Origin of the sequence: Enterobacter sp. N18-03635, assembly GCF_004006055.1 — a bacterium.
Taxonomy (GTDB): domain Bacteria; phylum Pseudomonadota; class Gammaproteobacteria; order Enterobacterales; family Enterobacteriaceae; genus Enterobacter; species Enterobacter vonholyi.
The window spans coordinates 1,831,209-1,850,143 of sequence record NZ_CP034769.1; the positions used below are offsets into that span (position 1 = coordinate 1,831,209).

22 protein-coding genes and 1 other annotated feature are annotated in these 18,935 nt (G+C 54.6%); of the genes, 15 read left to right on the forward strand and 7 right to left on the reverse strand.

Going from position 1 to position 18,935, the window contains the following annotated elements; genetic code table 11:
- Window positions 1-25: 25 nt before the first annotated feature.
- The 3 genes from ELK40_RS09475 to pfkB all read right to left on the reverse strand — a co-directional run bounded on the left by ELK40_RS09475 (window position 26) and on the right by pfkB (window position 2,321).
- Entirely contained in the window at window positions 26-886 is an 861-nt protein-coding gene (locus ELK40_RS09475) for a fructosamine kinase family protein (RefSeq protein ID WP_024909435.1), read from the reverse strand.
- Between the two features lie 105 nt (window positions 887-991).
- Complete coding sequence (ghoS, locus tag ELK40_RS09480) at window positions 992-1,282, reverse strand: type V toxin-antitoxin system endoribonuclease antitoxin GhoS (protein ID WP_115874825.1); 291 nt, start codon at window positions 1,280-1,282, stop codon at window positions 992-994.
- A 106-nt stretch (window positions 1,283-1,388) separates the two neighbouring features.
- Window positions 1,389-2,321 carry a 6-phosphofructokinase II gene (gene pfkB / locus ELK40_RS09485; protein WP_127732767.1) on the reverse strand — a complete coding sequence of 311 codons (933 nt, stop codon included), beginning with the start codon at window positions 2,319-2,321 and terminating at the stop codon, window positions 1,389-1,391.
- A gap of 295 nt (window positions 2,322-2,616) precedes the next feature.
- Between pfkB and ELK40_RS09490 the strand changes: the two genes are divergently transcribed.
- Window positions 2,617-3,375, forward strand: coding sequence for a YdiY family protein (locus ELK40_RS09490; protein WP_111965612.1), 759 nt, complete (start codon window positions 2,617-2,619; stop codon window positions 3,373-3,375).
- A gap of 80 nt (window positions 3,376-3,455) precedes the next feature.
- Here ELK40_RS09490 and yniD read toward each other — a convergent pair whose 3' ends face one another.
- Window positions 3,456-3,563 carry a small membrane protein YniD gene (yniD, locus tag ELK40_RS09495; RefSeq protein WP_008500658.1) on the reverse strand — a complete coding sequence of 36 codons (108 nt, stop codon included), beginning with the start codon at window positions 3,561-3,563 and terminating at the stop codon, window positions 3,456-3,458.
- 98 nt (window positions 3,564-3,661) lie between these two features.
- A complete protein-coding gene (gene yncL, locus ELK40_RS22995) occupies window positions 3,662-3,862 on the reverse strand; it encodes a stress response membrane protein YncL (protein WP_348523114.1) in 201 nt (66 codons plus the stop codon).
- Window positions 3,863-4,076: 214 nt separating this feature from the next.
- On the opposite strand from yncL, the gene thrS reads away from it, so the two are divergent.
- The 14 genes from thrS to selO all read left to right on the forward strand — a co-directional run bounded on the left by thrS (window position 4,077) and on the right by selO (window position 16,715).
- On the forward strand, window positions 4,077-6,005 hold the full coding sequence (gene thrS / locus ELK40_RS09505) for a threonine--tRNA ligase (RefSeq protein ID WP_008500657.1): 1,929 nt from the start codon (window positions 4,077-4,079) through the stop codon (window positions 6,003-6,005).
- A gap of 3 nt (window positions 6,006-6,008) precedes the next feature.
- Window positions 6,009-6,551, forward strand: a complete 543-nt coding sequence (gene infC / locus ELK40_RS09510; RefSeq protein WP_014069901.1) for a translation initiation factor IF-3 — start codon at window positions 6,009-6,011, stop codon at window positions 6,549-6,551.
- Between the two features lie 97 nt (window positions 6,552-6,648).
- On the forward strand, window positions 6,649-6,846 hold the full coding sequence (gene rpmI / locus ELK40_RS09515; RefSeq protein ID WP_003030583.1) for a 50S ribosomal protein L35: 198 nt from the start codon (window positions 6,649-6,651) through the stop codon (window positions 6,844-6,846).
- A gap of 50 nt (window positions 6,847-6,896) precedes the next feature.
- Complete coding sequence (gene rplT, locus ELK40_RS09520; RefSeq protein ID WP_000124850.1) at window positions 6,897-7,253, forward strand: 50S ribosomal protein L20; 357 nt, start codon at window positions 6,897-6,899, stop codon at window positions 7,251-7,253.
- A 117-nt stretch (window positions 7,254-7,370) separates the two neighbouring features.
- Window positions 7,371-7,495: a sequence feature (Phe leader region), on the forward strand.
- Window positions 7,376-7,420, forward strand: a complete 45-nt coding sequence (gene pheM, locus ELK40_RS22680; RefSeq protein WP_001386830.1) for a pheST operon leader peptide PheM — start codon at window positions 7,376-7,378, stop codon at window positions 7,418-7,420. It overlaps the preceding feature by 45 nt.
- Before the next feature lie 62 nt (window positions 7,496-7,557).
- A complete protein-coding gene (pheS, locus tag ELK40_RS09530; protein ID WP_020884406.1) occupies window positions 7,558-8,541 on the forward strand; it encodes a phenylalanine--tRNA ligase subunit alpha in 984 nt (327 codons plus the stop codon).
- Between the two features lie 15 nt (window positions 8,542-8,556).
- On the forward strand, window positions 8,557-10,944 hold the full coding sequence (pheT, locus tag ELK40_RS09535) for a phenylalanine--tRNA ligase subunit beta (RefSeq protein WP_127730476.1): 2,388 nt from the start codon (window positions 8,557-8,559) through the stop codon (window positions 10,942-10,944).
- A 4-nt stretch (window positions 10,945-10,948) separates the two neighbouring features.
- Entirely contained in the window at window positions 10,949-11,248 is a 300-nt protein-coding gene (ihfA, locus tag ELK40_RS09540) for an integration host factor subunit alpha (RefSeq protein WP_003857805.1), read from the forward strand.
- A gap of 103 nt (window positions 11,249-11,351) precedes the next feature.
- Window positions 11,352-12,332: a vitamin B12 ABC transporter permease BtuC gene (btuC, locus tag ELK40_RS09545; RefSeq protein ID WP_127730478.1), complete on the forward strand. Its 981-nt coding sequence runs from the start codon at window positions 11,352-11,354 to the stop codon at window positions 12,330-12,332.
- Window positions 12,333-12,354: 22 nt separating this feature from the next.
- Window positions 12,355-12,906: a glutathione peroxidase gene (locus tag ELK40_RS09550; RefSeq protein ID WP_111965614.1), complete on the forward strand. Its 552-nt coding sequence runs from the start codon at window positions 12,355-12,357 to the stop codon at window positions 12,904-12,906.
- On the forward strand, window positions 12,906-13,661 hold the full coding sequence (gene btuD / locus ELK40_RS09555) for a vitamin B12 ABC transporter ATP-binding protein BtuD (protein ID WP_127730480.1): 756 nt from the start codon (window positions 12,906-12,908) through the stop codon (window positions 13,659-13,661). The genes ELK40_RS09550 and btuD overlap by 1 nt, the downstream gene beginning before the upstream one ends.
- Window positions 13,662-13,735: 74 nt before the next feature.
- The gene (locus tag ELK40_RS09560; protein WP_111965616.1) at window positions 13,736-14,200 is read left to right on the forward strand and encodes an NlpC/P60 family protein; all 465 of its coding nucleotides are present in this window, start codon (window positions 13,736-13,738) and stop codon (window positions 14,198-14,200) included.
- Window positions 14,201-14,494: 294 nt separating this feature from the next.
- Window positions 14,495-15,211 carry an EAL domain-containing protein gene (locus tag ELK40_RS09565; RefSeq protein WP_111965617.1) on the forward strand — a complete coding sequence of 239 codons (717 nt, stop codon included), beginning with the start codon at window positions 14,495-14,497 and terminating at the stop codon, window positions 15,209-15,211.
- Window positions 15,212-15,272: 61 nt separating this feature from the next.
- Entirely contained in the window at window positions 15,273-16,715 is a 1,443-nt protein-coding gene (gene selO / locus ELK40_RS09570; RefSeq protein ID WP_127730482.1) for a protein adenylyltransferase SelO, read from the forward strand.
- Window positions 16,716-16,759: 44 nt separating this feature from the next.
- Here selO and ELK40_RS09575 read toward each other — a convergent pair whose 3' ends face one another.
- Window positions 16,760-17,530 carry a 3-hydroxybutyrate dehydrogenase gene (locus tag ELK40_RS09575; protein ID WP_127730484.1) on the reverse strand — a complete coding sequence of 257 codons (771 nt, stop codon included), beginning with the start codon at window positions 17,528-17,530 and terminating at the stop codon, window positions 16,760-16,762.
- 10 nt (window positions 17,531-17,540) lie between these two features.
- A complete protein-coding gene (locus tag ELK40_RS09580) occupies window positions 17,541-18,932 on the reverse strand; it encodes a GntP family permease (RefSeq protein ID WP_127730486.1) in 1,392 nt (463 codons plus the stop codon).
- Between the last annotated feature and the right edge of the window lie 3 nt (window positions 18,933-18,935).

The following is an 18,935-nucleotide window of genomic DNA, read 5'->3' on the forward strand; positions in this document are numbered from 1 at the left end:
GGCGGCAAGGCCACCCGTTCTCTACTCAGGCGGCAAGCATACGCTCAAGTGCCCGCTGGGCGTTAACAAGGTGTTCTCCGCCAAAAAGAATGGCTCGGTTCATCAGGGTATAAAGCTGATACACCGGCTGGCGGTCGAGGAAACCGGGCGGCAGGGGGGAAACAGACTGGTATCCGTCATATATTTGCGGCGGCTGCTCGGGATGAAGCGGCAGCATGGCAAGATCGCACTCTCTGTCACCCCAGTAGCAGGCCGGGTCGAAGATGTAGGGACCGTTTGGACCCAGCGCGCAGTTATCGGACCATAAGTCGCCGTGAAGCAGAGACGCCTGAGGCTGGTGGGATGCCAGGCGCTGCTGAACATGCTCGACGATGGCATCTATATTGCCAAACTCCAGCCCTTTCTCGGCGGCAAGTTCTAGCTGCCAGCCAATGCGCTGCTCGGCAAAAAAAGTCGACCAGCGACGCTGCCAGGCATTGGGTTGTGGCGTGGTGGAGAGGTCGTTGTCAAAATCGAGGCCAAACTGCGGCTGGTCGCTCCACTGATGGAGGCGCGCTAGCTGCTGGCCAAGAATGAATGCATTATGCGCGTCCAGCGGACGGGCGGGGAGGTACTCCATCACCAGGAAACTGTAATCGCGGTCGCTACCTACGGCCAGAACCTGTGGGACCGTCACCGTTTTACTGCGCGACAACAGCTCCAGCTGATCGGCTTCGGCGGTAAATATCGGAAGCAGCTCTCGTTCATCGCATTTAACGAAAAGATCGCGCCCTGCGTAGCGTAAATGCCACGCGGCGTGGATCTCACCGCCTGGCAGTTCGTTACGCAGTTCAATTTCACCTTCACCCAGTTGCTCACGTAAAAGATGACTGATAGCCTGCCACATGTTCACTCTCCCATGTTGTCTGCCAGATCATAAAGTTAGCGCATAATTGCGGTGAAAAAATACGAACTAACGCACACCTGAGCGGTTTAAATTCATGCAGCGCACTTATTGTTCTTTTTTTCGCCAGTTTTCCCAGGTATCCACGTTAATTTCGCCAGGCTTGTCGGTCACGCTCTCCACCAGACTGGCGGCCAGCGCTTGAACCTCTTCCTGACTCAGGGCGCCGATCAGACCAAATGTCAGGGTGCCTAAATCATGAATATTGCCTTCGTCATCCGTCAGCGTGAGGAGAAAATTAGCCCGGGTAAACGCATTGTTGAGCTCATTCAGCTCGGTCAGCGATGCCTCATGAAGGTTGATGGTCACGACGTAGCGTGTGATGTCACCACTGCTCATAATTCACCTCATTGTTATCATGGAAGTTTTCTTAGCATAGTCGATAGTTTGCGTTTGGCGACTCGGTGATGACATTCCCCTCCGTAAAGACGAAGGGGAACAGGCGTTAATTTCGGGACAGGTAATCGACGATTTTTTGCGTATCGGCAAGTGAGCAGAGACGCGTGCCCTGGTTGATGGTGGCGGCGCTACCCGCCGCTACGCCGTAGCGTGTCATTTCGAGCAGAGACGCGCCCTGCGCCAGTTTGAGCGTCATCGCGCCCACCATGCTGTCACCCGCGCCAACCGTGCTCTGACTCTTCATCGGCGGCGGAACAACCTGAACGGATGACGATTCATCGACTGCAAGCGCCCCCTGAGGGCCAAGGGAAACCACCACGCGCCGCGCTTTGCCGCTGCGCACCAGCTCCTGCGCGGCGGTGCGAACATCGTCAGGCTGCGTCAGTTCGCGGTTGACCAGCGCGCTTAACTCTTTCTGGTTGGGTTTGACCAGTTCAAGATTGCCCGGCACCAGTGCCGCCTGCAGGGCCTCACCGCTGCTGTCAACGATGCAGCGGATACCGCGTTGCTGTGCAGCCTGAATCAGCGCCGTCAATTTTTCCGTGCTGACGCCAGGCGGCAGGCTGCCGCTTACCACCAGCAGCGCGCCGCTTTCTATCGTCAGCACTTTTTCTTCAAGCTGACGGAACTCGTCATCGGTAAGTTTCGCGCCCGGCATGACAAACCGGTACTGTTCGCCGCTGGATCCCACGTGGACATGCAGGTTTTGCCGCGTCCAGTCTTTCGCCTCGACGGTGTCTACGGCCACCTGTTCATCGGCCAGCAGAGAGACCAGGTGTTCACCGGTAGCACCACCTGCGGGAAAAATGGCCGTGGCTTTGCCGCCGAGGTGGGTAATAGCGCGCGCCACGTTGATCCCGCCGCCGCCAGGCTCAAAGACCGGGGCGCTACAGCGCAATTTACCTTCCGGGTAAATCTGCGGCGTCAGGGTGGCGGAATCAAGGGAAGGGGAGAGCGTCAGGGTGTAGATAGAAACCATCATTACCTCCTTTTAGCATGGGTTCCTTTTAGTCTGGCACCATTTGTCAGGAAGGCAATGTAAATAACAGTATGATTTTAAATATGAATACTCAATAAAAGTCAGGCCGGAGATATATAAAATAAAACGCTTTTTGAGATCGTTCTTATTCAAAAAATGAAATAAGAAAACATTGCTATGTTATTTGCGGCTTTTTATAATTTGTTACCTTTCTCTGGACGCCTTGTCATTGATCCTCAAGAAAGATTCCGGGACCGTGTGGTCTCTTTTTTTGTTGTACGGACTCCTTAATAAAATGAAGCTTTTAAAGACAGTGCCCGCTGCACTGATGCTGGCGGGTGGCGTGTTTGCGGCTATGAACGCGACCGCCGATGATTCCGTTTTTACTGTCATGGACGATCCATCCACCGCGAAAAAACCGTTTGAAGGTAACCTGAATGCTGGGTACCTGGCACAATCCGGTAACACGAAAAGCTCTTCTCTGACGGCGGACAGTACGCTCACATGGTACGGTAATACTACCGCCTGGTCTCTGTGGGGTAATGCCAGCAACACTTCCGCTAACGACGAACGTTCTTCCGAGAAATATGCGGTAGGCGGACGTAGCCGTTACAACATGACCGACTATGACTATCTGTTTGGTCAGGGGAGCTGGTTAACCGACCGTTACAACGGTTATCGCCAGCGCGATGTCTTCACCGCCGGTTATGGTCGTCAGTTCCTGAACGGACCGGTACACAGCTTCCGTTTTGAATTCGGTCCGGGTGTGCGTTATGACGAATACACCAATGGCGATACCAAAACTCAACCGCTCGGTTACGCTTCCGGTACCTATGCCTGGCAGATGACTGACAACACCAAATTTACCCAGGGTGTTTCTGTATTTGGTGCCGACGATACGACGTTGAACTCTGAGACGGCGCTTAACGTGGCTATCAACGAACACTTTGGTCTGAAACTCGCCTACAACGTGACCTGGAACTCTTCACCACCAGAATCTGCGCCGGATCATACCGACCGCAGAACCACGGTTTCACTGGGTTATAGAATGTAATAAAAGCGGGCCGATGATGATGTCGGCCCGTTTATTGTCTGTGACTTTTTGATGTCCCTTCTGATGACCTGCATTCGCCCCTAGCCCCAAATCATTGCCGCCCAACGGAGTAGCAGCATTGCGCCGCAGATGGCAATCAGCACCAGCACCATTTTCCAGTGTTTTACGGCAAATCGTTTTGTTGGCATAACCTAATCCTTGTTCGTTAATATCCACAGTCTACCAAACAGGGCCGAAATATGCCCCTTTTCAGGATCGATTGGGTTATGCCAGCGTAGGGATTGGCTCAGAACCAGTGGAATCGTTCGGCGAGAATCAACAATAAACCTGTGGCGGAAAGGATGTTCAATATCACAACCGTTCTACTGGATACGTTCATGGTATGCACCTTTGGGTTTAAGGACCTGTTCAAGAGTAGCCCAGCATCATCGAAATGCGAGCGCAGGGGAGAAGCAATCTGCAAATTCGTGCGAAAGTGCCAGCCCATCAATCTGGCCGCAGAGGGTGCAATCTCCTTTCCGTTAGTGTTAACATTACGTCGCTTGCCGTAAACCCGAATTAATCTGAATTCGGCAGGTGAATGATGACGAACCAATTTGACGATTGTTGGTCAGATGGTGTCGTAATCTATTGTCAAATCACGATTATTTTCTTTGTATATGCTCTTATGTGTGGGGCATCACTGCAAATAAGGATATAAAATGCCTGTAATTACTCTTCCTGATGGCAGCCAACGCCATTTCGACCGTGCTGTTAGCCCAATGGATGTTGCCCTGGACATTGGTCCTGGTCTCGCGAAAGCGACTATTGCTGGCCGTGTTAACGGTGAGCTGGTGGATGCCTCCGATCTGATTGAAAACGATGCGACGCTTGCCATCATCACCGCGAAAGACGAAGAAGGTCTGGAGATCATTCGTCACTCCTGCGCGCACCTGTTAGGTCATGCCATCAAACAGCTGTGGCCAAACACCAAAATGGCGATCGGTCCGGTTATCGACAATGGTTTCTACTACGACGTTGACCTTGACCATACTCTGACTCAGGAAGATATCGACGCGCTCGAAAAACGTATGCACGAGCTCGCCGAAACGAACTATGACGTCATCAAGAAGAAAGTCAGCTGGCACGAAGCGCGTGAAACCTTCGTGAAGCGCGGCGAGAGCTATAAAGTCTCTATTCTTGACGAAAATATTTCCCATGATGACAAGCCTGGCTTGTACCATCACGAAGAATACGTCGACATGTGCCGTGGACCGCACGTGCCGAACATGCGCTTCTGTCATCACTTTAAGCTGATGAAGATCGCGGGCGCCTACTGGCGCGGTGACAGCAACAACAAGATGTTGCAGCGTATCTATGGTACCGCGTGGGCCGATAAAAAAGCCCTGAACGCGTACCTGCTGCGCCTGGAAGAGGCGGCGAAGCGTGACCATCGTAAAATCGGCAAGCAGCTTGACCTGTACCACATGCAGGAAGAAGCGCCGGGTATGGTGTTCTGGCATAACGACGGCTGGACCATCTTCCGTGAACTGGAAACGTTCGTACGCTCCAAGCTGAAAGAGTACCAGTATCAGGAAGTAAAAGGCCCGTTCATGATGGACCGTGTGCTGTGGGAAAAAACCGGCCACTGGGACAACTACAAAGATGCGATGTTCACCACCTCGTCTGAGAACCGTGAATACTGCATCAAGCCAATGAACTGCCCGGGTCACGTTCAGATCTTTAACCAGGGTCTGAAATCCTACCGCGACCTGCCGCTGCGTATGGCGGAGTTCGGTAGCTGCCACCGTAACGAACCATCAGGTGCGCTGCACGGCCTGATGCGTGTTCGTGGCTTTACTCAGGATGATGCGCATATCTTCTGTACTGAAGATCAGGTCCGTGACGAAGTTAACGCCTGTATTCGTATGGTCTACGATATGTACAGCACCTTTGGCTTCGAGAAGATCGTGGTCAAACTCTCAACGCGTCCGGAAAAGCGTATCGGCAGCGATGAGACCTGGGATCGCGCAGAAGCGGATCTCGCCGTGGCGCTGGAAGAGAACGGCATTCCGTTCGAATACCAGCTGGGTGAGGGCGCATTCTACGGTCCGAAAATTGAATTTACCCTGTATGACTGCCTCGATCGCGCATGGCAGTGCGGTACTGTACAGCTGGACTTCTCCCTGCCGCAGCGTTTAAGCGCCTCTTATGTTGGCGAAGACAACGAACGTCAGGTACCAGTAATGATTCACCGCGCTATTCTCGGTTCTCTGGAGCGCTTCATCGGCATCCTGACCGAAGAGTTCGCTGGCTTCTTCCCAACCTGGCTTGCGCCAGTGCAGGTCGTGGTGATGAACATTACCGATTCTCAGGCGGATTACGTTAAAGAATTGACGCAGAAACTACAAAATGCGGGCATTCGCGTAAAAGCAGACTTGAGAAATGAGAAGATTGGCTTTAAAATCCGCGAGCACACTTTACGTCGTGTCCCGTATATGTTGGTCTGTGGTGATAAAGAGGTGGAAGCAGGCAAAGTTGCCGTTCGCACCCGCCGTGGTAAAGACCTGGGCAGCCTGGACGTAAGTGAAGTGATTGAGAAGCTGCAACAAGAGATTCGCAGCCGCAGTCTTCAACAACTGGAGGAATAAGGTATTAAAGGCGGAAAACGAGTTCAAACGGCACGTCCGAATCGTATCAATGGCGAGATTCGCGCCCAGGAAGTTCGCTTAACAGATCTTGAAGGTGAACCACTGGGGATTGTGAGTCTGAGAGAAGCGATCGAAAAAGCTGAAGAAGCTGGAGTAGATTTAGTTGAAATCAGCCCTAACGCCGAACCGCCAGTTTGTCGTATCATGGACTACGGCAAGTTCCTTTATGAAAAGAGTAAGTCTTCTAAGGAACAGAAGAAGAAGCAAAAAGTTATCCAGGTTAAGGAAATCAAATTCCGTCCTGGTACCGACGATGGCGATTATCAGGTAAAACTCCGCAGCCTGATTCGCTTTCTGGAAGATGGCGATAAGGCCAAGATCACACTGCGTTTCCGCGGTCGTGAGATGGCCCACCAACAGATTGGTATGGAAGTGCTTAACCGCGTCCGTGACGATCTGAGTGAACTGGCAGTAGTCGAATCCTTCCCTACGAAGATCGAAGGCCGCCAGATGATCATGGTGCTCGCTCCTAAGAAGAAACAGTAAGGCCTTCAAGCAGCAAAATCTGTGGAGCCTTCGGGTTTCATAGGTTTTGTTCGCCTATGTTTCGTTTATTTAACAATGCGAAGTGGAAGTTATTAAGATGCCAAAAATTAAGACCGTACGCGGTGCTGCTAAGCGCTTCAAAAAAACCGGTGGTGGTGGATTTAAGCGTAAGCACGCAAACCTGCGTCATATTCTGACCAAAAAATCTACTAAGCGTAAACGTCACCTGCGTCCAAAAGGCCTCGTTTCTAAAGGCGATCTGGGTCTGGTTATCGCGTGCCTGCCGTACGCATAAGCCGTTAACGTTTAATTTTTTACTAAGAATATAGATACAGGAGAGCACATATGGCTCGCGTAAAACGTGGTGTAATTGCACGTGCACGTCACAAGAAAATTTTGAAACAAGCTAAAGGCTACTACGGTGCGCGTTCACGCGTTTACCGCGTTGCCTTCCAGGCTGTTATCAAAGCAGGTCAGTACGCTTACCGTGACCGTCGTCAGCGTAAGCGTCAGTTCCGTCAACTGTGGATTGCGCGTATCAACGCAGCAGCACGTCAGAACGGTATTTCTTACAGCAAATTCATCAACGGCCTGAAAAAAGCCTCTGTTGAAATCGACCGTAAGATCCTGGCTGACATCGCAGTATTCGACAAAGTAGCGTTCACCGCTCTGGTCGAAAAAGCGAAAGCAGCACTGGCATAAGCCAGTTGAGAGAGGGGGCCTGGCTCCCTCTTTTCATATAACCCTGTAAGAAGATTGACATTTACCCGTGCAGGCTTTTCAATAAGGTCTTAACGGTTTTTACCAGACAAGGTAACGCAAGCATGAATGCTGCTATTTTCCGCTTCTTCTTTTACTTTAGCACCTGATTTCAGGAGGCTAGCGCGTGAAAGATGAAACGAAAAACAGCGCCAGATAAGCCTCCCGATGGAGGCTTTTTTTGTGCCTGAATTTGAGAGAATAACTCCACCAAATCGGTGTCTGCACCGACATAATGAGGAAAATCATGTCACATCTCGCAGAGCTGGTTGCCAGTGCAACAGCCGCCATTAATCAGGCCTCAGATGTTGCCGCGTTAGACAATGTCCGCGTCGAATATCTTGGGAAGAAAGGGCACCTGACCCTTCAGATGACAACCCTGCGTGAGCTGCCGCCAGAAGAACGTCCGGCAGCGGGAGCGGTGATAAACGAAGCCAAGGAGCAGGTACAGCAGGCGCTTAACGCACGTAAAGCCGAGCTGGAAAGCGCGGTGCTGAATGCGCGTCTGGCCGCAGAGACGATCGACGTCTCTCTGCCGGGTCGCCGCATCGAGAACGGCGGTCTGCACCCGGTTACCCGCACCATCGATCGCATTGAAAGTTTCTTCGGTGAGCTCGGCTTTACCGTGGCGACTGGCCCGGAAATCGAAGATGATTACCATAACTTCGACGCCCTGAACATTCCTGGCCATCATCCGGCACGCGCTGACCACGACACTTTCTGGTTCGACGCAACGCGTCTGCTGCGTACTCAGACCTCCGGCGTTCAGATCCGTACCATGAAGGAGCAGGAACCGCCGATCCGTATTATCGCGCCGGGCCGCGTCTATCGTAACGACTACGATCAGACCCACACCCCAATGTTCCACCAGATGGAAGGCCTGATTGTTGATAAAAACATCAGCTTCACCAACCTGAAGGGCACGCTGCACGATTTCCTGAACAACTTCTTTGAGGAAGATCTGCAGGTTCGTTTCCGTCCGTCCTACTTCCCGTTCACCGAACCGTCTGCGGAAGTTGACGTGATGGGTAAAAACGGCAAATGGCTGGAAGTGCTGGGCTGCGGCATGGTGCATCCAAACGTGCTGCGCAACGTAGGTATCGATCCGGAAGTTTACTCCGGCTTTGCCTTCGGTATGGGCATGGAGCGTCTGACCATGCTGCGCTACGGCGTGACCGACTTACGTGCATTCTTCGAAAACGATCTGCGTTTCCTCAAACAGTTTAAATAAGGGCAGGACAGAACAATGAAATTCAGTGAACTGTGGTTACGCGAGTGGGTGAACACCACGCTGGACAGCGACGCGCTTTCTAACCAGATCACCATGGCGGGTCTGGAAGTGGACGGCGTTGAGCCGGTTTCCGGTGCCTTCAACGGCGTGGTCGTCGGCGAAGTGGTAGAGTGCGGCCAGCACCCTAACGCGGACAAACTGCGCGTGACAAAAGTGAACGTGGGCGGAGATCGTCTGCTGGATATCGTCTGCGGTGCGCCAAACTGCCGTCAGGGCCTGAAGGTGGCCGTGGCGACCGTCGGTGCGGTACTGCCGGGCGATTTCAAAATTAAAGCGGCTAAGCTGCGTGGCGAGCCGTCTGAAGGCATGCTGTGCTCCTTCTCCGAGCTGGGTATCTCCGACGACCACAACGGCATCATTGAGCTGCCGCTGGATGCGCCAGTCGGCACCGATATCCGTGAATACCTGAAGCTTGACGACAACACTATTGAAATCAGCGTCACGCCAAACCGTGCCGACTGCTTAGGTATCATCGGCGTGGCGCGCGACGTGGCCGTGCTTAACCAGACTGAACTGAACGCGCCGGAGATCGCGCCGGTTCAAGCGACCATCAGTGACGTGCTGCCTATTCAGGTTGACGCTGCGGATGCCTGCCCGCGCTACCTCGGTCGCGTGGTGAAAGGCATCAACGTGAAAGCGCCAACTCCGCTGTGGATGAAAGAGAAGCTGCGCCGCTGCGGTATTCGCTCTATCGACGCCGTGGTCGACGTGACCAACTACGTCCTGCTGGAGCTGGGCCAGCCAATGCACGCGTTCGATAAAGATCGTATCGACGGCGGCATCGTTGTGCGCATGGCGAAAGAGGGCGAAACCCTGGTTCTGCTGGACGGCAGCGAAGCGAAACTTAACGCCGACACTTTGGTGATTGCTGACCATAGCAAAGCGCTGGCAATGGGCGGTATTTTCGGAGGCGAGCATTCAGGCGTCAACGACGAGACGCAAAACGTGCTGCTGGAATGTGCGTTCTTCAGCCCGCTCTCCATCACCGGTCGCGCACGCCGTCACGGCCTGCATACCGATGCCTCTCACCGCTACGAGCGCGGCGTTGACCCGGCGCTGCAGTATAAAGCGATGGAACGTGCGACCCGCCTGCTGATCGACATCTGCGGCGGTGAAGCGGGCCCGGTTATCGACGTCACCAACGAAGCGACGCTGCCGAAGCGTGCGACCATCACCCTGCGCCGCAGCAAGCTGGATCGTCTTATTGGTCACCACGTTGCCGATGCGCAGGTGACCGATATCCTGAAGCGTCTGGGCTGTGAAGTAACCGAAGGCCAGGACGAATGGAAAGCCGTTGCGCCGTCATGGCGTTTCGATATGGAAATTGAAGAAGATCTGGTGGAAGAAGTGGCCCGTGTTTATGGCTACAACAACATCCCTGACGAGCCTGTGCAGGCAGGTCTGGTGATGGGCACCCACCGTGAAGCCGACCTGTCCCTGAAGCGTGTGAAAACCATGCTGAACGACAAAGGCTACCAGGAAGTGATCACCTACAGCTTTGTTGATCCAAAACTGCAGCAGCTGATCCATCCGGGCCAGGAAGCGCTGATCCTGCCAAGCCCAATCTCCAGCGAAATGTCCGCGATGCGTCTGTCCCTGTGGACGGGCCTGCTGGGTACTATCGTTTATAACCAGAATCGTCAGCAAAACCGCGTGCGAATTTTCGAAAGCGGTTTGCGCTTTGTACCGGATAATCAGGCAAATTTAGGCATCCGTCAGGATCTCATGCTGGCTGGCGCCATCAGCGGTAACCGCTATGAAGAGCACTGGGACCTGGCAAAAGGGACGGTTGATTTCTACGATATGAAGGGCGATCTGGAAGCGATTCTGGATCTGACCGGTAAATTATCTGAAATTGAATTCCGCGCAGAAGTCATCCCGGCCCTGCATCCGGGCCAGAGCGCAGCCATCTATTTAGACGGCAAACGCGTTGGTTTTATTGGGGTTGTTCACCCTGAGCTGGAGCGTAAACTGGACCTGAACGGCCGTACCATCGTGTTCGAGCTGGAATGGAACCCGGTGGCTGACCGCGTGATTCCTCAGGCTCAGGACGTCTCCCGCTTCCCGGCAAACCGCCGTGATATCGCGGTTGTGGTCGCGGAAAATGTGCCCGCAGCAGATATTTTGGCCGAATGTAAGAAAGTTGGCGTAAATCAGGTAGTTGGCGTAAACTTATTTGACGTGTACCGCGGCAAGGGCGTAGCAGAAGGTTTCAAGAGCCTCGCTATTAGCCTTATCCTTCAGGATACCAGCCGTACACTCGAAGAAGAGGAGATTGCCGCTACCGTCGCCAAATGTGTAGAGGCATTAAAAGAGCGATTCCAGGCATCATTGAGGGATTGAACCTATGGCGCTTACAAAAGCTGAAATGTCAGAATATCTGTTTGATAAGCTTGGGCTTAGCAAACGGGATGCCAAAGAGCTGGTAGAGCTGTTTTTCGAAGAGATCCGTCGTGCTCTGGAAAATGGTGAGCAGGTAAAACTCTCCGGTTTTGGCAATTTTGATTTGCGAGACAAAAACCAACGTCCGGGCCGCAACCCGAAGACGGGGGAAGATATTCCCATTACAGCCCGCCGCGTGGTGACCTTCAGACCCGGCCAGAAGTTAAAAAGCCGTGTCGAAAACGCAACGCCTAAAGCAGAGTAATATGAACTAACTAAAAAGGCCGCCCATGCGGCCTTTTTTCTTTGCGCTCTTCGGCAAACCCGCCGTAAAATCAATTACATCTCACGCTACTAAAACCGTACACATGCTTGATTATGCCCATTACCAGCACCGTTCCGATCGGCGTCACCTGCTTTTGCTGGTGCTGTTGCTAATTGCCTCCGTGGGCGTGAGCCTCTGCGCGGGCGACAAATGGATTGGGCCTGAAAGCTGGTGGGGGCCTGACGGGCAGCTCTTCGTCTGGCAAATTCGCCTGCCGCGGACCGTCGCGGTGGTTCTGGTCGGCGCCGCGCTGGGGCTATGCGGCACCATAATGCAGGCGTTGTTTGATAACCCTCTGGCGGAGCCGGGGCTGCTCGGCGTGTCGAACGGAGCGGGCGTAGGCCTGATTGCGGCGGTAATGCTGGGAGGAGGAGAACTCTCGGGATGGCGTATTAGCCTGAGCGCTATTCTCGGTGCACTGCTGATCACAGCGATCCTTCTTCGTTTCGCCAGACGGCACTTATCGACCAGCCGTCTGCTGCTTGCCGGCGTGGCGCTGGGGATCATCTGTAGCGCGTTGATGACCTGGGCGGTCTACTTCTCAACATCCTTTGACCTGCGACAGCTCATGTACTGGATGATGGGCGGTTTTGGCGGCGTTGACTGGCACCAGGGCTGGCTGATGGCGCTGCTGGTACCGGTCATCGTGTGGGCTGCCCTGCAGGCGCAGCCGCTGAATATGCTCGCGCTGGGTGAAACCTCTGCCCGCCAGCTCGGTATGCCGATTGGATTCTGGCGCAATGTGCTGGTAATAGCCATTGGCTGGCTGGTCGGCGTCAGCGTGGCTCTGGCGGGCGCGATCGGTTTTATCGGGCTGGTGATCCCGCACATGCTGCGTCTGTGTGGCCTCACGGACCACAGAACCCTGCTTCCGGCCTCGGCGGTTGCCGGGGCCGTCACGCTGCTGGTGGCCGACGTCATCGCCCGGCTTGCCCTGACGGCCGCAGAGCTGCCCATTGGCGTGGTGACCGCCACGCTGGGCGCGCCGGTATTTATCTGGCTACTATTAAAAGCTGGACGTTAAATCGACAACCTGAGGAAATGCTATGCAGTCAGATATCCTGAATACTGAAGTGACCACCATTGATGGCGATAAAACCACGCTGGAACGCTACAAAGGCAACGTGCTGCTTATCGTCAACGTGGCATCCAAATGTGGCCTGACGCCGCAGTACGAGCAGCTGGAAAATATTCAGAAGGCCTGGGAGAAAGACGGTTTTACCGTGCTGGGCTTCCCGTGCAACCAGTTCCTGGGCCAGGAGCCGGGCAGCGAAGAAGAGATTAAAACCTTCTGCAGCACCACCTATGGCGTGACGTTCCCGATGTTCAGCAAAATCGATGTCAATGGCGAAGACCGCCATCCGCTGTATGCGAAGCTGATCGCTGCCGCGCCGAAGGCCGTTGCGCCTGAAGGGAGCGGTTTTTATGAACGCATGGCCAGCAAAGGCCGCGCGCCGCTTTACCCGGACGATATCCTGTGGAATTTTGAAAAATTCCTGATTGGTCGCGATGGCCAGGTCGTTCAGCGTTTTTCGCCCGATATGACCCCAGAAGATCCGATCGTCATGGAATCGATCAAGCTGGCGCTGGCGAAATAATGTCTTTGCTGATGCAGCTCATGGACGTTGCCGAGAGGGGACGTCTTGAGCCGATGACCGGCGCCGTCAATGCGGGAGAAATCCTGCATCTTGTCGGGCCGAACGGCGCAGGAAAGAGCACGCTGCTGGCCCGGATGGCAGGCATGACTGACGGAGAAGGGCAGATAACGCTGCTTGAGCATACGCTCGCCGACTGGTCACCGGTCTCGCTGGCGCATAGGCGCAGTTACCTCGTGCAGCAGCAGGTGCCGCCCTTTGCGATGCCGGTCTGGCATTATCTGATGCTGCATTTGCACGACAAACAACATACGGCACTGCTGACTGACGTGGCCGCGGCCCTCGGGCTGGAAGATAAACTGTCCCGGCACGCCAGCCAGCTTTCCGGCGGAGAGTGGCAGCGGGTGCGACTGGCGGCTGTCATCCTTCAGATCCACCCGGCAGGCAATCCTCACGGGCGGATGCTGCTTCTCGATGAACCCATGAGCGGTCTGGATGTGGCACAGCAGGCAGCACTGGATACGCTTTTAAGCGCCCTGAGCCGACAAGGCATCGCCGTGGTGATGAGCAGTCATGACCTCAATCACACGCTGCGTCATGCCCACCGGGTGTGGCTACTGTCGCAGGGAAAGATGGTCGCCAGCGGTACGCGGGATCAGGTGCTTACGCCGCCCCATCTTGCCCGCGCATACAACATGTCGTTCCGCAGGCTGGATATAGAGGGACATAAGATGCTGATTTCTACCGGGCAAACGTAACCGTTTCTTGCCTCTTAGCACAATTGCACGCTAAATTACGAAAAGAATAAAAAAAGCAGAGGATTCGTCTGAAAATGCGATTCTGGTTTATCCTGATGGCCGCACTCTTTCTTGCGGGATGCAGTAGCCATCGTGCGCCGCCGCCTAACCCACGGCTTTCAGATTCGATCACCGTCATTGCCAGCCTCAACGACCAGCTGAGCAACTGGCGCGGTACGCCTTATCGCTACGGTGGCATGAGCCGCGGCGGCGTAGATTGCTCCGGCTTCGTTCTGATGACGTTTCGCGACAAGTTTGATTTACAGCTTCCTCGCGAAACGCGCAAGCAGGCCGAAATTGGTACTGAAATTGATAAAGACGATCTACTGCCCGGGGACCTGGTTTTCTTCAAAACCGGCTCGGGTGAAAGTGGTCTGCACGTGGGCATTTATGATACAGACAATCAGTTCATTCACGCCTCGACCAGCCGCGGCGTGATGCGTTCTTCTCTTGATAATGTTTACTGGCGTAAAAATTTCTGGCAGGCACGCCGTATATAGTCTTTGTCAGAAACTTCTCTTATGGCGGCATGGTAACTAATAAATCATGCCGTTTTTTCTCAAATAAGATGCTTAAAGTTAAATTTATCTAAAATTATCGAATCCTGCATGTGTCTGTTTTATCTAAAACTGGCTATTATTTTGCAACCAGGATAAAATTATTTTAGATTCAGGGATAAATCTGAAAATAAATACGGAACTAATGAAATTATTCTTATTAAAATCAAGACAGTGGAATTGTGTCGGCAATTGCTCCAGGATGTCCTCTCTCATCTTTAATGTGGAGCGAGTGCAATGATTATTACGCTAGATAATGCTTACCAGTCTGAACTGCTGCTTCTGCCCGCCCGTAATAGCGCAGGGGAGCTTAAAGGTTTAGAGGTTCTGGTTAACTTTACTGGCGTCGGCAGCGATGTGAGGATCCCCACTGAACTCGTTATCCCTCGGCTTTCAGCAGCTGAAGAGTTAGTGCTTTTTAACGAAAAACTGCAATTGCTTGATACCTGTAAACTGTTTTTTATTCAGCATCAGTTAATTGCATGGATCAATATTACACCTGCAATAGTTGAATTTTTATTAAGTAATGGAAACGCTGTTTCAATTCTTGAGCGTTATCCGTTTCTTGAGTTTACTGTTAATGAGAATTATCCAGGTTTAAATAACGGCAAGGACGATCTGCAGCTGGCGAGAATGGCAATCCATTTCCCGTTGGTGCTGGCAAACTTTGGCGCAGGCGCCGCCTCGCTCAAAGCTGTCTATGATGGATTATTTAAACGGGTTATCCTCGATAAAGGATTCATTCAGCAGCGCGCACCGGAGCTCTCTTTTGAGCCTTTTATGCGCGCCATCCTCTGGCAAATCACACCGCATTGCCAGTCAGTGATCGTCTCGGGCATTGACGATCACAGCCTGTTGCAACGCGTGTTGTCCTTCAATTTTGGCGCCATGCAGGGCGCACTTTGGCCAGCCGTCTCTGCCGAGCACGTTACAACGCTGGTTCAGCAGCGATAACCCTTGCTTTCGCCCGTGTTTAACTCCGGGTAAACCCTCTACACTAAAAGCAGGAGGACCTATGACCCTGTCTTTTACTGCTCAATGGCATGACGAGTTGCCCGGCTTTTACACCGCACTCAAACCAACACCGTTACAAAATTCACGCCTTATCTGGCATAACGATTTGCTGGCAGAAGAACTGGCCATTCCGCCTGAGCTGTTTCAGCGTTCAGAGGGCGCTGGCGTCTGGGGAGGTGAAACGTTACTCGCCGGAATGCAACCACTGGCGCAGGTTTATAGCGGACATCAGTTTGGCGTCTGGGCGGGTCAACTGGGCGACGGCAGGGGGATCCTGCTCGGTGAACAACGGCTTCCCAACGGAGAGACGGTTGACTGGCACCTGAAAGGCGCGGGCCTGACGCCCTATTCGCGAATGGGCGACGGGCGTGCGGTTCTGCGTTCAACGATCCGCGAATGCCTGGGCTCCGAAGCGATGCATGCCCTGGGGATCCCCACCACCCGCGCGCTGTCGATCGTTACCAGCGATACGCCGGTTGTGCGCGAAACCGTGGAAAAGGGCGCAATGCTGATGCGTATCGCGCAAAGCCATCTGCGCTTCGGTCATTTTGAGCACTTTTACTATCGTCGCGAGCCGGAAAAGGTGCGCCAGCTGGCAGACTTTGCCATTCGCCACCACTGGGCGCATCTGATGGACGAGGCGGATAAATACGTGCTCTGGTTCAGGGATGTGGTGGCCCGTACCGCAACCCTGATTGCCCGCTGGCAAACGGTAGGCTTTGCCCATGGCGTTATGAATACGGACAACATGTCGCTTCTCGGGTTGACCTTCGACTACGGCCCGTTTGGTTTCCTGGATGATTATCAGCCGGGGTATATCTGCAACCACTCCGACTATCAGGGGCGCTACAGCTTTGACAATCAGCCCGCGGTGGGCCTGTGGAACCTGCAGCGGCTTGCGCAAACCCTGTCGCCGTTTATCGACGTTGATGCCCTGAATGATGCGCTCGACAGCTATCAGGACATATTACTGCGGGAATATGGCACGCTGATGCGCAACAAGCTGGGGCTGGTGACGCAGGAGAGGGGCGATAACGACATCCTCAATGGCCTGTTTGCCCTGATGGCGCGCGAGGGCAGCGATTATACGCGCACCTTCCGGATGCTGGGGCAGACGGAGCAGCGCAGCGCCGCCTCGCCGCTGCGCGATGAGTTTATTGACAGACAGGCGTTTGACGACTGGTTTGCATCGTACCGCGCGCGGCTGCAGCAGGAACAGGTAGATGATGCGACTCGCCAGACGCAGATGAACGCCACGAACCCGGCGATGGTGTTGCGCAACTGGCTGGCGCAGCGGGCGATTGAGCAGGCGGAGCAGGGCGAGTACGACGAGTTACACCGTCTGCACGTGGCGCTGCGCACGCCGTTTGCCGACCGGGATGATGATTACGTCAGCCGCCCGCCTGACTGGGGCAAGCGGCTGGAGGTCAGTTGCTCAAGCTAGAGATTTTTTGCCGGGAGGCGGCTTTGCCTTACCCGGCCTGAACGTCACTGCGCGACCCAGCCGCCATCCATATTCCACGCGGCGCCGCGAACGTTAACGGCGCTGTCGCTGCACAAAAACAGCGCCAGTTCGCCCAGCTGCTCCGGGGTAACAAACTCGCCCGAAGGCTGTTTCTCCGCCAGAAGCTGTTCCCGAGCCTGCTCCGGCGGAATGCCGTCGGCGATACGCTTGTCGATTTGCTGTTGCACCAGCGGCGTCAGTACCCAGCCGGGACAGATCGTATTGGCGGTAATGCCGGTGCGCGCGGTTTCCAGCGCCAGCGATTTCGTAAAGCCCACTACGCCATGCTTGGCAGCCACGTAGGCCGACTTCTCTTTTGACGCGACCAGCCCGTGAACGGAGGCGATATTAATGATGCGCCCCCAGTTTTTCTCGCGCATGGCAGGCAGCGCCAGCCGGCTGGTGTGAAACACCGACGAGAGGTTAATGGCGATAATGTCGTTCCATTTCTCTACCGGAAACGCGTCAACCGGCGCCACGTGCTGTATGCCCGCGTTGTTAACAAGAATGTCCACGCCGTCAAACTGCGATTCGGCGTAGCGCATCATGGCTTCAATTTGCAGCACGTCACGCAGGTCCGCATCGTGATAGCCCGGCTTTTTGCCCAGGTGCGCAATATCTTCTCTTGCTGATTCGCTATCGCCGAAACCGTTGAGGATAAGCTGCGCCCCGGCCTTCGCCAGTACGCGGGCGATCCCAAGGCCAATGCCGCTGGTCGAGCCGGTGACCAGGGCGGTTTTACCGTTCAGATTCATCTTTCTCTCCTTACACAATGCCGGTCAGATAGAACACGGCAATGACAAAAAGCACTGCCAGACTTTTAATGATGGTGATAGCGAAAATGCCGCCGTAGGCCTGGCGATGGCTCAGGCCTGTAATCGCCAGCAGGGTAATCACCGCGCCGTTATGGGGAAGGGTATCCATCCCCCCGCTCGCCATTGACGCCACGCGGTGCAGCACCTCAAGGGGGATATTGGCGGCGTGGGCGGCGGCGACAAACGAGTCGGACATAGCGGCGAGCGCAATACTCATCCCCCCGGACGCCGAGCCGGTGATCCCCGCAAGCACCGTCACGCTGATGGCCTCATTCAGCAGCGGATTCGGAATAGCCGCCAGCGCGTGGGATAACACCAGAAAACCGGGCAGGGCGGCGATAACCGCGCCGAAACCATACTCCGAGGCGGTATTCATCGCCGCAAGAATGGCGCCGCTTACCGCGGTCCGGCTGCCTTCAGCCAGACGCCCCCGGATGTTGCGAAAGCCAAAAATCAGCACCAGCAAAATACCGGCGATCAGCGCCACTTCCACGGCCCAGATGGCGGTGATCTTGCCCACCTCGGTCACAATCGGTTTCGCCAGACCGGGCAGGGTCAGCTCGTGGGTCGTGCCGTACCAGACGGGGATCCAGCGGGTAAACAGCAGGTTCAGTATGCCCACCACCAGCAGCGGGGAGATAGCAATAAGCGGGTGAGGAAGGTTAATGTTGTCCGGCGTTTCGGGCTCATTTTTCAGATCCGTGCCGTAACCTTCTTTGTTATTGAACGCCTTACGCCGCTGGCGCTCCAGCCAGAGCAGGCCAAAGACGATAATAAACAGAGAGCCGATAAGCCCCAGCCACGGGGCGGCCCAGGCGTTGGTACCAAAGAAGCTGGTGGGGATGATGTTTTGGATCTGCGGCGTACCGGGCAGGGCATCCATGGTAAACGAGAAGGCCCCCAGCGCCACGGTGGCCGGGATCAGCCGTTTAGGGATGCCGCTCTGGCGGAACAGCTCCGCGGCAAACGGGTAAACCGCAAACGCCACCACGAACAGCGACACGCCGCCGTAGGTTAACAGCGCACACACCAGGACAATTACCGGGATGGCGTGGCGACGGCCCAGGATCTGAATCGCGGTGGCGACGATGGATCGCGAGAAGCCGGAGAGCTCAATCAGTTTGCCAAACACCGCACCCAGCAGGAACACCGGGAAGTAGAGCTTGACGAAGCCCACCATCTTTTCCATGAACAGGCCGGTAAAGGTCGGGCCGACGGCGCCCGGGTCGGTCAGCAGTACGGCACCGAGCGCCGCAATCGGCGCAAACAAAATCACGCTATATCCGCGATAGGCCGCCAGCATCAGCAGCCCCAGCGCCGCCAGGGCAATTAACACGCTCATTAC

Bases quoted from the DNA above. Each gene is read 5' to 3' on its own strand.
- ELK40_RS09475 (WP_024909435.1), bottom strand. From the start codon at position 886: ATGTGGCAGGCTATCAGTCATCTTTTACGTGAGCAACTGGGTGAAGGT.
- ghoS (WP_115874825.1), bottom strand. From the start codon at position 1,282: ATGAGCAGTGGTGACATCACACGCTACGTCGTGACCATCAACCTTCAT.
- pfkB (WP_127732767.1), bottom strand. From the start codon at position 2,321: ATGGTTTCTATCTACACCCTGACGCTCTCCCCTTCCCTTGATTCCGCC.
- ELK40_RS09490 (WP_111965612.1), top strand. From the start codon at position 2,617: ATGAAGCTTTTAAAGACAGTGCCCGCTGCACTGATGCTGGCGGGTGGC.
- yniD (WP_008500658.1), bottom strand. From the start codon at position 3,563: ATGCCAACAAAACGATTTGCCGTAAAACACTGGAAAATGGTGCTGGTG.
- yncL (WP_348523114.1), bottom strand. From the start codon at position 3,862: ATGGGCTGGCACTTTCGCACGAATTTGCAGATTGCTTCTCCCCTGCGC.
- thrS (WP_008500657.1), top strand. From the start codon at position 4,077: ATGCCTGTAATTACTCTTCCTGATGGCAGCCAACGCCATTTCGACCGT.
- rpmI (WP_003030583.1), top strand. From the start codon at position 6,649: ATGCCAAAAATTAAGACCGTACGCGGTGCTGCTAAGCGCTTCAAAAAA.
- rplT (WP_000124850.1), top strand. From the start codon at position 6,897: ATGGCTCGCGTAAAACGTGGTGTAATTGCACGTGCACGTCACAAGAAA.
- pheS (WP_020884406.1), top strand. From the start codon at position 7,558: ATGTCACATCTCGCAGAGCTGGTTGCCAGTGCAACAGCCGCCATTAAT.
- pheT (WP_127730476.1), top strand. From the start codon at position 8,557: ATGAAATTCAGTGAACTGTGGTTACGCGAGTGGGTGAACACCACGCTG.
- ihfA (WP_003857805.1), top strand. From the start codon at position 10,949: ATGGCGCTTACAAAAGCTGAAATGTCAGAATATCTGTTTGATAAGCTT.
- btuC (WP_127730478.1), top strand. From the start codon at position 11,352: ATGCTTGATTATGCCCATTACCAGCACCGTTCCGATCGGCGTCACCTG.
- ELK40_RS09550 (WP_111965614.1), top strand. From the start codon at position 12,355: ATGCAGTCAGATATCCTGAATACTGAAGTGACCACCATTGATGGCGAT.
- btuD (WP_127730480.1), top strand. From the start codon at position 12,906: ATGTCTTTGCTGATGCAGCTCATGGACGTTGCCGAGAGGGGACGTCTT.
- ELK40_RS09560 (WP_111965616.1), top strand. From the start codon at position 13,736: ATGCGATTCTGGTTTATCCTGATGGCCGCACTCTTTCTTGCGGGATGC.
- ELK40_RS09565 (WP_111965617.1), top strand. From the start codon at position 14,495: ATGATTATTACGCTAGATAATGCTTACCAGTCTGAACTGCTGCTTCTG.
- selO (WP_127730482.1), top strand. From the start codon at position 15,273: ATGACCCTGTCTTTTACTGCTCAATGGCATGACGAGTTGCCCGGCTTT.
- ELK40_RS09575 (WP_127730484.1), bottom strand. From the start codon at position 17,530: ATGAATCTGAACGGTAAAACCGCCCTGGTCACCGGCTCGACCAGCGGC.
- ELK40_RS09580 (WP_127730486.1), bottom strand. From the start codon at position 18,932: ATGAGCGTGTTAATTGCCCTGGCGGCGCTGGGGCTGCTGATGCTGGCG.